General features: G+C 59.9%; 8 protein-coding genes. 7 read left to right on the top strand and 1 reads right to left on the bottom strand.

The genetic code is table 11. The annotated features are described in order from the left end of the window. Positions 1-14: 14 nt before the first annotated feature. Complete coding sequence (gene thiI, locus D8V06_RS14590) at positions 15-1,469, top strand: tRNA uracil 4-sulfurtransferase ThiI (RefSeq protein WP_130931198.1); 1,455 nt, start codon at positions 15-17, stop codon at positions 1,467-1,469. A gap of 139 nt (positions 1,470-1,608) precedes the next feature. Continuing rightward, positions 1,609-3,429 (top strand): translational GTPase TypA, encoded by a 1,821-nt coding sequence (typA, locus tag D8V06_RS14585; RefSeq protein WP_130931197.1) that lies wholly within the window; start codon positions 1,609-1,611, stop codon positions 3,427-3,429. A gap of 215 nt (positions 3,430-3,644) precedes the next feature. Here typA and D8V06_RS14580 read toward each other — a convergent pair whose 3' ends face one another. Beyond that, positions 3,645-4,082 carry a YkgJ family cysteine cluster protein gene (locus tag D8V06_RS14580; protein WP_056852217.1) on the bottom strand — a complete coding sequence of 146 codons (438 nt, stop codon included), beginning with the start codon at positions 4,080-4,082 and terminating at the stop codon, positions 3,645-3,647. Positions 4,083-4,337: 255 nt separating this feature from the next. Here D8V06_RS14580 and D8V06_RS14575 point away from each other — a divergent pair, with 255 nt between their 5' ends. From D8V06_RS14575 to D8V06_RS14555, 5 genes are all read left to right on the top strand, one after another. Then, entirely contained in the window at positions 4,338-6,788 is a 2,451-nt protein-coding gene (locus D8V06_RS14575) for a glycogen/starch/alpha-glucan phosphorylase (RefSeq protein ID WP_056852218.1), read from the top strand. A 163-nt stretch (positions 6,789-6,951) separates the two neighbouring features. Then, a complete protein-coding gene (locus D8V06_RS14570; RefSeq protein WP_130931196.1) occupies positions 6,952-10,167 on the top strand; it encodes a DUF2339 domain-containing protein in 3,216 nt (1,071 codons plus the stop codon). Next, positions 10,164-11,528 carry a DUF3999 domain-containing protein gene (locus D8V06_RS14565; protein WP_056852220.1) on the top strand — a complete coding sequence of 455 codons (1,365 nt, stop codon included), beginning with the start codon at positions 10,164-10,166 and terminating at the stop codon, positions 11,526-11,528. The genes D8V06_RS14570 and D8V06_RS14565 overlap by 4 nt, the downstream gene beginning before the upstream one ends. 214 nt (positions 11,529-11,742) lie before the next feature. Then, positions 11,743-12,753 carry a class 1 fructose-bisphosphatase gene (locus D8V06_RS14560; RefSeq protein WP_015093094.1) on the top strand — a complete coding sequence of 337 codons (1,011 nt, stop codon included), beginning with the start codon at positions 11,743-11,745 and terminating at the stop codon, positions 12,751-12,753. Positions 12,754-12,756: 3 nt separating this feature from the next. Beyond that, positions 12,757-13,359, top strand: coding sequence for a DUF924 family protein (locus tag D8V06_RS14555; RefSeq protein ID WP_130907170.1), 603 nt, complete (start codon positions 12,757-12,759; stop codon positions 13,357-13,359). The last annotated feature ends 231 nt before the right edge of the window (positions 13,360-13,590 follow it).

Raw genomic sequence — 13,590 nt, 5'->3', positions numbered from 1 at the left:
CGCGCGCTGTTTTCATGAAACTTATCGTAAAAGTCTTCCCCGAGATCACCATCAAGAGCCGCCCGGTACGGATGCGTTTCATCCGCCAATTGGCCAAGAACATCCGTGCCGTGCTCCGCGATCTGGACCCGGCCGTGGTGGTGAACGGCGTGTGGGACAACCTCGAGCTGGAAACCCGCGTCAGCGACCCCAAGGCCCTGAAAGAGATGGGCGAGCGTCTGAGCTGCATGCCGGGCATCGCACACTTCCTGCAAATCGACGAGTACCCGCTGGGGGATTTCGACGACATCGTTGAAAAGTGCAAGCAGCACTACGGCGATGCGCTGGCCGGGAAGATTTTTTCGGTGCGTTGCAAGCGCGCGGGCAAGCACCCGTTCAGCTCGATCGACATCGAGAAATACGTCGGCAGCCAGTTGCGTCGTCAGTGTGGTGCCGCCGGAATCGACCTGAAAAAGCCTGAAATCGAAGTTCGCATCGAAGTTCGCGACCAACGGTTGTTTGTGATCCACAGCCAGCACAACGGCATCGGCGGTTATCCGCTGGGCGCGTTGGAGCAGACGCTGGTGCTGATGTCCGGTGGCTTCGATTCCACTGTTGCGGCTTACCAGATCATGCGACGCGGCCTGATGGCCCACTTCTGCTTCTTTAATCTGGGCGGGCGTGCCCACGAACTGGGCGTCATGGAAGTCGCGCATTTCATCTGGAAGAGGTACGGCAGCTCCCAACGCGTGTTATTTGTCAGTGTGCCGTTCGAAGAAGTGCTGGGAGAAATTCTCGGCAAAGTCGATAACAGTCATATGGGCGTAGTATTGAAGCGTATGATGTTGCGCGCTTCGTCCCAAATTGCCGATCGACTGCACATTGATGCGCTGGTGACCGGCGAGGCGATCTCCCAGGTATCGAGCCAGACATTGCCGAACCTGAGCGTGATCGACTGCGTGACCGACAAGCTCGTCTTGCGACCGCTCATCGCCAGCCACAAGCAGGACATCATCGATCTGGCCAACGAAATCGGCACCGCCGATTTCGCCCGGCACATGCCGGAATACTGCGGCGTCATCTCGGTCAACCCGAAGACCGCAGCCAAGCGCCATCGCGTCGAGCATGAAGAGAAAGAATTCGATATGGCGGTACTCGAGCGAGCGCTCGAAAACGCCAAACTGGTGCCGATCGATCGCGTGATCGATGAATTGGGCCAGGATTTGCAAATTGAAGAAGTCAGCGAAGCGCTGGCCGGTCAGATCGTCATCGATATCCGTCACCCGGACGCCGCTGAAGACGACCCGCTGGATCTCGCTGGCATCGAGGTACAAACGATGCCGTTTTATGCACTGAACGCTCGTTTCAAGGAACTGGACCCTACTCGCCAGTACCTGCTGTATTGCGACAAAGGCGTGATGAGTCGCCTGCATGCCCACCATTTGCTCAGTGAGGGGCATGCCAATGTGCGCGTTTATCGACCGAGCTAAGTGCCCGGGGCTGTTTGCCTGTGGCCTGCGTCACCGGCCCCCCGACACCGCCGTCAAGCTGTAACGGCCATGCCGGACACTACTGCTAATCGCTGCCATGACTTGTCAGCAAACCGAATCCTCTGATCGAGATACACAAGTGATCGAAAATCTACGCAACATCGCCATCATTGCTCACGTTGACCATGGTAAGACCACCCTGGTAGACAAACTCTTGCGTCAATCCGGCACTCTGGAGCGCAACGAGCTCAACGACGAGCGCGTGATGGACTCCAACGACCAGGAAAAAGAGCGCGGTATTACCATTCTGGCGAAAAACACCGCCATCAACTGGAACGGCTACCACATCAACATCGTGGACACCCCGGGCCACGCCGACTTCGGCGGCGAAGTTGAACGCGTAATGTCGATGGTTGACTCCGTTCTGCTGCTGGTTGACGCTCAAGACGGCCCTATGCCGCAAACCCGTTTCGTGACCAAGAAGGCTTTCGAAGCCGGCCTGCGTCCGATCGTGTGCATCAACAAGGTTGACCGTCCAGGCGCGCGTCCGGACTGGGTTCTGGACCAGATCTTCGATCTGTTCGACAACCTGGGTGCCACCGAAGAACAGCTGGACTTCAAAGTCGTCTACGCCTCGGCCCTGAACGGTATTGCCGGTCTGGACCACAACGAAATGGCTGAAGACATGACCCCGCTGTACCAGTCGATCGTCGACAACGTACCGGCGCCGGCTGTTGACCGTGACGGTCCGTTCCAGATGCAGATCTCCGCACTGGACTACAACAGCTTCCTGGGTGTTATCGGTGTTGGCCGTATCGCTCGTGGTCGCATCAAGCCGAACTCCCCGGTTGTTGCTATCGGCGCCGACGGCAAGAAGCGTAACGGTCGTATCCTGAAGCTGATGGGTCACCACGGTCTGCACCGCATCGACGTTGACGAAGCAGCAGCCGGCGACATCGTCTGCATCAGCGGCTTCGACGAGCTGTTCATCTCCGACACTCTGTGCGACATCAACACCGTCGAGGCGATGAAGCCGCTGACCGTTGACGAGCCAACCGTTTCCATGACCTTCCAGGTAAACGACTCGCCATTCTGCGGTAAAGAAGGCAAGTTCGTGACTTCCCGTAACATCAAGGAACGTCTGGACAAAGAGCTGCTGTACAACGTTGCACTGCGCGTTGAAGAAGGCGACTCGGCTGACAAGTTCAAGGTTTCCGGCCGTGGCGAACTGCACCTCTCGGTACTGATCGAAACCATGCGTCGCGAAGGCTTCGAAATGGCTGTAGGCCGTCCGGAAGTGATCATCCGTCTGGTTGACGGCGTGAAGCACGAACCGTTCGAAAACGTCACCATCGACCTGCCTGAAGAATCCCAGGGCAAGGTGATGGAAGAGATGGGCCTGCGTAAAGGCGACCTGACCAACATGGTGCCGGATGGCAAGGGCCGTGTACGTCTGGAATACAACATCCCTGCTCGTGGTCTGATCGGTTTCCGTAACCAGTTCCTGACCCTGACCAACGGTGCTGGCATCCTGACCTCGATCTTCGACCGTTACGCTCCAGTGAAGTCGGGCCACATGTCCGGCCGTCAGAACGGCGTTCTGGTTTCGGTTGAAACCGGCAAGGCTCTGACCTACTCGCTGGAAACCCTGCAGGCTCGTGGCAAGCTGTTCGTAGAACACGGCCAGGAGATCTACAACGGTCAGATCGTTGGTCAGAACAGCCGCGACAACGACCTGGGTGTCAACCCAACCAAAGGCAAGAAGCTCGACAACATGCGTGCTTCGGGTAAAGACGAAACCATCGCTCTGGTTCCACCTGTTCGCTTCACCCTGGAACAGGCTCTGGAATTCATCCAGGATGACGAGCTGTGTGAAGTGACGCCTAAGTCCATCCGTCTTCGCAAGAAGATCCTGGACGAAAGCGAGCGTACCCGCGCTGCCAAGAAAGCCAAGGCATAAGATTTAGCCCGGCTTGACGAAAACGCCCCCGGTCGAAAGGCCGGGGGCGTTTTTGTTTGTCCGGGATATGTGTGGTGTTTTGCTGGCCCCATCGCTGGCAAGCCAGCTCCCACACGATTTGAGTCGTACATGAAATTTGTGTACGACAACAATCACTGTGGGAGCTGGCTTGCCAGCGATGGCGGCCGATCAGCCGCCAAAAAAATCAGGAACTATCAGAACCGCTCGATCGACCGCGAATTCTGCTCGCGCACCACTTCCTTGGGCTTGTAAGCGCAATACCCTGGCCGCGGGCCGATTTTCGGGTGGTTGCGGCAGGTATCCGGGCGCTTTTCATAAATAGTGCACAGACGGCTCTTGCGATCCAGGTACAGGCAATCGTTGTTGCTCATGCGCTGGAGGGTGAAGATTCCCGACTTCTGGTTAAAACGCTCGACCAGACCTTCCTTTTGCAGGCGCTTGGCGATGTTCTTCGGCGGATCACCCATCTCGAACTCATCGACCACGCCGATACGGATCAGATCCTTGATCTTGACCTCGACCGGCAGGGTGCAGCAGCTGGATATGCACGAACCGCACATGGGGGCAGAATATTTTGCCCAGGTATCGAGTCGGTCGATCTCCGCGGCGGCGATCAGGTTGGGCTTCATCATCGGTTGTTACCAGCGTGTGCATCAGGGCGCGCGATCATACCGGGACTGGTGGATTTTTGAACAACCTTTCGCCAGATTTTTTCATCGGCGTGCGGCGAACCGCTAATCCGGCACGGCCCCTGCATTGATTCCGGTACACGACAATGTATTGCCGATCTGTTTCGCACTTGCGGGAAAAACTGCCGAACCAGAGCCTCTACCACCTGTCAGACCGTCTAGGCTCAGACAACTCAACGCTCGCTCGAGGTCCTATCGATGACTCAAGAACCACTTGTTCGCGAAGCAGAGGTGGCCGCATTCCGCGACGCCGTCTTGACCAAACTCACCTATGCGGTGGGCAAAGACCCGGATCACGCCTTCGACCACGACTGGTTCGAAGCCATTGCCCTGGCAGCGCGTGATCACATGGTCGAGCACTGGATGGACCACACGCGTCAGATTTATCGCAAAGGTCAGAAGCGCGTTTACTACCTCTCCCTGGAATTTCTCATCGGTCGCTTGCTCTACGACAGCCTGAGCAACCTTGGCCTGCTCGACGTCGCGCGCGAGGCCCTGACCGAACTCGGCGTCGACCTCGAGCGCATCCGCCTGCTGGAGCCCGATGCCGCGCTGGGCAACGGGGGCCTCGGTCGTCTGGCGGCGTGCTTCATGGAAAGCATGTCGACCCTGGGCATCGCCGGTCATGGCTACGGCATTCGCTATGAACACGGCCTGTTCCGTCAGGCGATTGTCGACGGCTGGCAGCAGGAGCAAACCGAACACTGGCTGGATTTCGGCAACCCTTGGGAGTTCGAGCGTCCGGAGGTGGTATATCCGATCGGTTTTGGTGGCAGCGTCGAGACCGTGACCGATGAAAGTGGCAAGTCCAAGCAAGTCTGGCACCCGGCGGAAACCGTGCGGGCCATTGCCTACGACACACCCGTGGTCGGCTGGCGAGGAGCGAGCGTGAACACCCTGCGACTGTGGCGCGCACGGGCCATGGAAGACTTGCACCTTGAGCGTTTCAACGCCGGTGACCACCTTGGCGCAGTGGCCGAAGTGGCCCGCGCCGAGAGTATCTCCCGCGTGCTGTATCCGGCGGACAGCACCGAAGCCGGCCAGGAACTGCGTCTGCGTCAGGAATACTTCTTTGTCGCGGCATCATTGCAGGACTTGCTGCGTCGCCATCGCAACATGCACACCTCGGTACTGACCCTGGGGGATCATGCGGCGATCCAGCTCAATGACACGCACCCATCGATTGCCGTTGCCGAGCTGATGCGCCAATTGGTCGACGTCTACGACGTGGCCTGGGATGCCGCCTGGCAGGTTACGGTCGACACGCTGTCCTACACCAATCACACGCTGCTGCCCGAAGCGCTGGAAACCTGGCCGGTGGGGTTGATGGAGCGCATGCTGCCACGTCACATGCAGATCATTTACCTGATCAATGCCCAGCACATCGATTCGTTGCGCGCCAAAGGCATTCACGATTTCGACGTGCTGCGCGCGGTGTCGCTGATCGAAGAAGACAATGGCCGCCGGGTACGCATGGGCAATCTGGCGTTCCTGGGCTCCCACAGCGTCAATGGCGTGTCCGGTTTGCACACGCAACTGATGCGCAAAACGGTGTTCTCCGAGCTGCACAAGCTCTACCCGGAGCGGATCAACAACAAAACCAACGGCATTACCTTCCGCCGCTGGCTTTATCAGGCCAACTCCGAGCTGACCTCGATGCTGGTCGATGCACTCGGCCCGGATCTGCTGGATAACCCCGAAGCGCGATTGCTCGATCTTGAGCCGTTCGCCGAAAAAACCGCGTTCCGCAAGGCGTTTGCCGAGCAGCGTTTGCACAGCAAAAAAGCCCTGGCGTATCTCATTCACGAACGGCTGGGCGTGGCGGTCAACCCGGCGGCGATGTTCGATGTGCAGGTCAAACGGATCCACGAGTACAAGCGCCAGTTGCTCAACCTGCTGCACACCGTGGCGTTGTACCAGGCGATTCGCGCCGAGCCGGAAATCGATTGGGTACCGCGGGTGAAGATCTTCGCCGGTAAGGCGGCGGCCAGTTATCACCAGGCCAAGCTGATCATCAAGCTGACCAACGACATCGCCCGGGTGGTGAACAACGATCCGACCGTGCGTGGCTTGCTCAAAGTAGTGTTCCTGCCCAATTACAACGTCAGCCTCGCCGAGAGCATCATTCCGGCGGCTGACTTGTCCGAACAGATCTCCACCGCCGGTTTCGAGGCGTCGGGCACCAGCAACATGAAATTCGGTCTCAACGGTGCGCTGACCATCGGCACGCTGGACGGCGCCAACGTGGAGATGTGCGAGCGCATCGGCGCCGAGCATATGTTCATCTTCGGGCTCAGCGCGCAGCAGGTGGAAGCGCGCAAGCAAAACCACGAGTTCAGTGCAGTGCCGGACATCGCTGCGTCTCACCGGCTCAACGATGTGCTGCAAGCGATTCGTAGCGGGGTGTTCTCGCCGGATGATCCGTCGCGGTACAGCGGGCTGATCGATTCGCTGGTGGATTACGACCGTTTCCTGGTCTGCGCCGATTTCGATTCCTACTGGAACGCGCAGATGCGGGTCGAAGCCCATTGGCACGATTCCAAGGAGTGGTGGCGTTCGGCGGTGTTGAACACCTCGCGGATGGGCTGGTTCTCGTCTGACCGGACGATTCGCGAGTACGCCACGGATATCTGGAAAGCGCTGGAGTAAGTCTTCGGTCGGATCGATATACTGACGCGCCGCAAAAGATCGCAGCCTTCGGCAGCTCCTGCAAAATCGCGAATTAAAGCGTTTTTGCAGGAGCTGCCGAAGGCTGCGATCTTTTGGCCGTGGCTACGCTAATCTTTCTGGATTGCGCTCAAGGATATCGACCATGCAATGGATGTTGACGCTGATTGGCCTGGTGCTGGGCTGGATACTCGACGAGTCGTTCAGCGATGCACTGCTGGGCGCGCTGCTTGGCTTGGCAATCGGCCAGGCGATTCGAGTTGGCCGTCTGGCTTCGCAGGCCGACTCGCAACGCCTTTTGTTGGAGCAGGCTCAAGTTGCGTTGCATGCCGTCGAGCAACGGCTGGCGGTGTTGGAGGTGTCTGGCGCCAAAGCCCCCGAAGTCACTGCGCCTGTCATCAGCGAAACCGACCCCATCCCCGGCACAGCGGCTTCGCATCCCCCTGTTGAGCTGGTCTGGGAGCTTCCGCCCGAACTCGAACCCCTCAGCACCGCGGCCGCCACCGTAAACCATCCCGCACCATCATTTGATGCCTGGAAACCTGCGCCGGACGTTCGCGATTCGCAACAACCGGCCCCACCTCGCGGCCCCAATTTCATCGAACGCGCTATCAATGGCGCTCGAGCATGGCTGTTCGGTGGCAACACCGTACTGCGAGTGGGCGTGGTGCTGTTGTTTCTCGGTCTGGCGTTCCTGCTGCGCTACGCAACTGAAGGCATGGTGGTGCCGATCGAGCTGCGTTATGCCGGTGTCGCGGCGGCGGCATTGGGGCTGCTTGGCCTTGGATGGTGGCTGCGGCGTCGTAACAACAATTATGCGTTGATGTTGCAAGGCGCCGGGGTTGCGGTGCTGTATCTGACGGTGTTTGCAGCGATGCGATTGCATCCGCTGCTCGACCCTTCGGCGGCGTTCGGGCTGCTGGTGGCGGTCACCGTGTTTTCGGCGATTCTGGCCATCACCCAGGACTCCTTGGGGCTGGCCTGTGCGGCGGCATTGGGCGGTTTTGCCGCGCCGATCCTGGCGTCTACCGGTAGCGGTAGCCACGTCGCGTTGTTCAGCTATTTTGCCTTGCTCAATGCCGGCATCCTGGCCATCGCCTGGTTCAAGGCCTGGCGAACGCTGAACGTGATCGGCTTTGTCGGCACTTTCGGCATTGGTTTCGCCTGGGGTGCGCGCACCTACACGCCGGAACTGTTGTGGAGCACCGAGCCGTTTCTGATTCTGTTCTTCCTGATGTACCTGGCCATCGGTCTGCTGTTCGCCCGCCGCAAGTTACTCGAGCTCGGCGACGCGCCCGAGGGCGGTGGCCGTGAGGCTCTACTGCAGTGGTCGGCACGCAAGGGCGACTATGTCGACGGTACCTTGCTATTCGGTCCGCCGCTGGTGGGCTTCGGCTTGCAGTTCGCCTTGGTGCAACACTTGGAATTCGCCGCCGCGTTCAGTGCCTTGGCGCTGGGCATCATCTACATGGGCCTGGCCCGTCTGCTGTTTGGCGGCCGAACGTTGCTGCTGGCAGAAACCTGTCTTGCCCTGGGTGTGATTTTCACCAGCCTGGCGATTCCACTGGGGCTAGATGCGCGCTGGACAACAGCAGCATGGGCCGTAGAGGGCGCCGGGATTTTCTGGCTGGGTCTGCGTCAGCAACGACCGTTGGCCCGAGCATTCGCCTTACTGCTGCAATTGGGCTCGGCACTGACGTTTCTCAGCGAGCTGGGCGCGGGTGAGAATAGTCTGCTTGAAGGTGCGCCCTTGGGCGCGCTGTTGCTTGGCGTCGCGCTGTTGTTCAGTTTCTACTCATTGCATAAAGCACTGCCCGGGCAGACTTCACCGTGGGAACGCAAAGGCGTACCGCTGTTGGCCTGTCTTGGCCTGTCGTTCATCTATCTGCTGGCGCCGCTGTTTTTCTTCGCCGAAGGCACGACGATCAGTTGGGCGCTGGCCGGGTTGATCACGTTGTTTGTCGGCCTGCGTCTGCCGTCGCGCACGTTTGTGTTCACCGCCATGGCCGTTCAGTGGCTTGGGGGCATGTTGTTCCTGGTCGCCGCGCCCTCGTTCTATGAGGACTTGCGCCCCTTGGCCCACGGCGGGTTCTGGACGCCGCTGCTACTGGGCCTGACAGGGCTGGTCGGGGCCTGGCGCTTGCAAACCGGCAACGCCGTCACGGTGTTTGATGGGCTGACTCTGCAACGTTTGTCTCAGGCGTCGCTGATTTGGGGCGCGGGTTGGTGGTCGCTGGCATGGGTCAGCGAGGTGCTGCGGTTTGCCCCGCTTGAACTGCAAGTGACGTTGCTGCTGGCGGTCGCACTATTGAGCGCAACGTTGTGGGCTGTGTTGGCCTTGCGTCTGAATTGGACGTCACTGGGTTTGCTTTGCACGTTGCTGATCCCGGCTGCCGGTGTGGTTTTGCTCGCCGCGTGGCATTCGCGTTATCACCCGGCGGCCAATTTTGGGTGGCTGGCGTGGACGGCATTGTTCGTTGTGCATTTCATTTCGCTGCGTCGCCTGGCTCCGATGCTGGCAGCGCGGGTGCTCAGTCTCGCCCATGTGCTCGGTTGCTGGCTGCTGATCGGCGTACTGGCCCTGGAATTGCGTTACGGACTTTTGCTGCTGTCCGAGCAGTACAACGCCTGGCGCTGGTTGGGTTGGGCGATTCTGCCAAGCCTGTATCTGGTGCTGGTGGCCGCGCCCCGACAGTGGCCGTGGCCGATGTCGGACCATGCGCGCGAATACCGTGTGTATGCCGCCGCGCCCTTGGCCTTGTTGATGCTCGGCTGGTTCTGGTTGGCCAACGCTGTCAGTGACGGCATGGCTGAGCCGCTGCCCTACGTACCGCTGATCAATCCGCTGGAGCTGGGTTTGTTGTTTGCGCTGTTCGGCGTTTACGTCTGGTCACGCAACGCGCTGACGCAACTGCAGTTCAACAAGGACTACGTCGCCCGCGCCACACAGCTGATCGCTGGCGTCTCGTTGTTCGTGTTCTTTACTGCACTGGTGATGCGTGCGGCCCACCATTGGGGCGGGGTGCCGTTCCAGCTCGATGCGTTGCTTGAATCCATGCGGGTGCAGGCCGGTCTGTCGATCATTTGGACGATGATCGCTCTGAGTCTGATGATCGGCGGCCATTTGCGGCATCGCCGTGAAGTCTGGCTGATCGGCGCGGCGCTGATCGGCGTGGTAGTGGCGAAACTGTTCTTTGTCGAATTGAGTAACCGTGGCGGGCTGGCGCGGATCGTGTCGTTTATTGGCGTTGGCGTGTTGCTGCTGGTGGTGGGCTACTTTGCCCCGTTGCCGCCCAAGCGTGCCGAGGCTGCGGAGGATGCCGAGAAACCGGCCCCGCAAACTGGAGGAGTGTCGTCTTGAGTCAGAAGCTGAACCTGTGCTGGTTGGGCGTGGTAGCCATGGGGATGGCGCTCTCGGCTGGCGCCCAGGAAAAACTCGCAGACTTCACCACACAAGTGCCGTTGTCCGTCAGCGGTGAGGGGCCGTGGTATCGACTTGAGCTGCCCTTGACCGTGCAACTGAATGCCCGGCAAACCGACCTGAGCGATGTGCGCGTGTTCAATGCCAATGGCGAACCACAGGCCTACGCGCTGGCGCGGGCCACCCCGCAAGCTGAAGACGGCCGCACGCTGACCGACGTCAAATGGTTCCCGCTGTACAACTCGGTAGACGCCACCGAGCATGCGCCGAGCGTGCGCGTGCAATCGACTGCCAACGGCGCGTTGGTCGAAGTGCAGCCCTCCACTCAGTTGGAGGCGGGCGAGGAAGCGTTGCGCGGCTGGCTGCTCGACGCCAGTGCCATCAAGGCGCCGTTGCAGCAGTTGGTTCTTGACTGGACCAGCGAGCGCGATGGCTTCCAGCGTTTTACCATCGAGGCCAGTGACGATTTGCAGCATTGGCAGTCATGGGGAGAAGGGCAGGTCGCGCGGCTGACTTTTGCCGATGAGCGAGTCGAGCAACACGAAGTCGCTCTGCCCGGGCAGTCGGCGCGCTACTTGCGATTGCTGTGGGAGGCACCGCAATTGGCGCCGACCCTGACGTCGGCGCAACTGCAAAGCAGCCGCAGTCTGCCGTTGCCGTTGGTCTGGTCGCAAGCGTTGGCCGGCACCAGCGTGAAGGCCGGCGAGTACACCTGGCAATTGCCGATGAGCGTCAGCGTCGAGCGAGTGCAGGTCGAACTGAGCCAGGCCAACAGTCTGGCGCCGGTCACGTTGTCCGGTCGTCGCGATGGTAGCCTGCCGTGGCAACCTCTGAGCAACGGTCTGCTTTATCGCCTGACCCAGGGCAGTCAGGATGTGGTTCAGGATCAGTTGCAATTGTCGGGGCAGACCGTGCAGCAATTGAAGCTGACCGTGGACGAGCGCGGCGGTGGATTGGGGGCGCAGGTGCCGGTAATAAAGTTCGCCGTGCGGGCGACGCATCTGGTCTTTCTGGCGCGAGGGCCGGGGCCTTATACGCTGGCGCTGGGCAACTCGACGGTGAAGGCGGCAAACCTGCCATTGTCGACCCTGATACCGGACTTCAACGCGGCGAAACTGGCGACATTGGGCAAGGCAGCGGTGGATGCCGGGGTTGTGGTTACGCCTTCGGCTACGCCAGGGCCGGCAGTGGTGGGCACCGACTGGAAGAAATTCGGCCTGTGGGCGGTGCTGTTGCTCAGCGTATTGTTCCTGGCGGCGATGGCGTTCAGCCTGTTGCGCAAACCACCGGTCAAGCCCTGAAACCGGTTGCTTGGCACCCGATCGCGAGCAGGCGGGCTCCTGCATGAATATCGAAATTGGCGCCCGTCGACGCCTCATATCTGAGCCGTTTCCTACTACGCTAAACCCGGAGCATGAACTCTCTTCAGCCGATCACGTCTGATAGGAGGAAATGCGCCCCGACTCGCGTTAAACTGCGCGGGTTTTTAGCCCCCCCATTCCTCCGGAGCCTTCCATGTCCCGCGTTACCTTGAGTCGCTATTTGATTGAGCAGACCCGTAGCAACAACACTCCTGCCGATCTGCGCTTCCTGATCGAAGTGGTGGCGCGTGCTTGCAAGGAAATCAACCACGCCGTGTCCAAAGGCGCCCTCGGCGGCGTTCTGGGCAGCATGGGCACTGAAAACGTCCAGGGCGAAGTGCAGAAAAAGCTCGACGTGATCTCCAACGAGATCCTGCTCGAGGCCAATGAATGGGGCGGTCACCTGGCCGGCATGGCGTCCGAAGAAATGGACAACGCCTACCAGATCCCGGGCAAATACCCGAAAGGCGCATACCTGCTGGTCTTCGACCCACTGGACGGCTCGTCGAACATCGACATCAACGCCCCGGTCGGCACGATCTTCTCGGTACTGCGTTGCCCGAACGAATACCTGAGCCAGAACGAACCCCTGAACGAAAAAGCCTTCCTGCAGCCAGGTACCCAGCAAGTGGCCGCCGGTTACGCGATCTACGGTCCCCAGACCATGCTGATCCTGACCCTGGGCGACGGCGTCAAAGGCTTCACCCTGGACCGTGAAATGGGCAGCTTCGTACTGACTCACGAAAACATCACCATTCCGGAAGCCACCCAGGAATTTGCCATCAACGCCTCCAACCAGCGTCACTGGGAAGCACCGGTGCAGCGCTACGTCGGCGAATTGCTGGCAGGCGATGAAGGCCCGCTGAAAAAGAACTACAACATGCGCTGGGTGGCCGCGATGGTTGCCGATGTGCATCGCATCCTGACCCGTGGCGGTCTGTTCATGTACCCGCGTGACAGCCGCGAGCCGTCGAAGCCGGGCAAGCTGCGCCTGATGTACGAAGCCAACCCGATGTCGTTCCTCGTGGAACAAGCGGGCGGCGCCTCCACCGACGGTCACCAGCGCATCCTCGACATTCAGCCGGAAGGCCTGCACCAGCGCGTAGCGGTGTTCCTCGGTTCGAAAGAAGAAGTGGCCCGCGTCACGGCTTACCACAAGGAGTAAATCATGACTGCGCCCTGGCAGCCGTTGCTCGAATGGTGGTTCGGAACGTCTGAATCAGCCAAGCAAGTGGCGGCACAGAAGGGCAAGTTGTGGTTCGGCAAGCGTGACAGCCAGGACCTCGAAGCGCGCGAGCGTTTCGGGGACTGGGTCGAGCAGGCATTGACCGGTGGATTGACCGAGTGGACGCAACGTCCCGAAGGTTGGCTGGCCCTGGTGCTGTTGCTCGATCAACTGCCGCGAATGATCTTTCGCGATTCTCCCAAAGCGTTTTCCGGCGATTCCCGGGCACAGCAACTCGTTGCCCAAGGCATTGCGGCGGACTTCGATCGGCAATTGCCGCCGATCCAGCGGGTGTTCATCTATCTGGTGTTCGAGCACAGCGAAAACCTCGCGGTGCAGAACGAAGGTGTCTCGCGGTACATCGAGTTGGTGGCGCAACAGCCGGAAAGTGACCAGGCGCTGTTTGCCGATTACCTGGACTACGCCCAGAAGCATCAGAAAGTGATCGCGCAGTTTGGTCGGTTTCCGCATCGCAATGCGGTGTTGGGAAGGGAGTCTACGCCTGAGGAGTTGGCGTTTCTCTCCAGACCGGGTTCACGATTCTAGTATTTCGTTAGTGCTGAGGCTGCCATCGCTGGCAAGCCAGCTCCCACAGGGTTTTGCGTCGTACACAAAAATTGTGTCCGCTGCAAAACATTGTGGGAGCTGGCTTGCCAGCGAAAGGGCCGGTGTGGGCACCTTAGATCCTGAAACTCCCCACCAACTGCTTCAACCGTGCCGCCTGCTGCTCAAGATCGGCACACGCGCGCAAGGTCGCCTGCAGGTTCTCTACACCTT

The organism is Pseudomonas sp. Sample_24, from assembly GCF_004307605.1.
In the GTDB taxonomy this organism is placed as follows: Bacteria; Pseudomonadota; Gammaproteobacteria; order Pseudomonadales; family Pseudomonadaceae; genus Aquipseudomonas.
This window is presented reverse-complemented; position numbering and strand designations above follow the sequence as displayed.

Excerpts from the sequence above, each read along its gene's own strand:
- thiI (WP_130931198.1), top strand. The coding sequence starts at position 15 with ATGAAACTTATCGTAAAAGTCTTCCCCGAGATCACCATCAAGAGCCGC.
- D8V06_RS14580 (WP_056852217.1), bottom strand. The coding sequence starts at position 4,082 with ATGATGAAGCCCAACCTGATCGCCGCCGCGGAGATCGACCGACTCGAT.
- D8V06_RS14575 (WP_056852218.1), top strand. The coding sequence starts at position 4,338 with ATGACTCAAGAACCACTTGTTCGCGAAGCAGAGGTGGCCGCATTCCGC.
- D8V06_RS14570 (WP_130931196.1), top strand. The coding sequence starts at position 6,952 with ATGCAATGGATGTTGACGCTGATTGGCCTGGTGCTGGGCTGGATACTC.
- D8V06_RS14560 (WP_015093094.1), top strand. The coding sequence starts at position 11,743 with ATGTCCCGCGTTACCTTGAGTCGCTATTTGATTGAGCAGACCCGTAGC.
- D8V06_RS14555 (WP_130907170.1), top strand. The coding sequence starts at position 12,757 with ATGACTGCGCCCTGGCAGCCGTTGCTCGAATGGTGGTTCGGAACGTCT.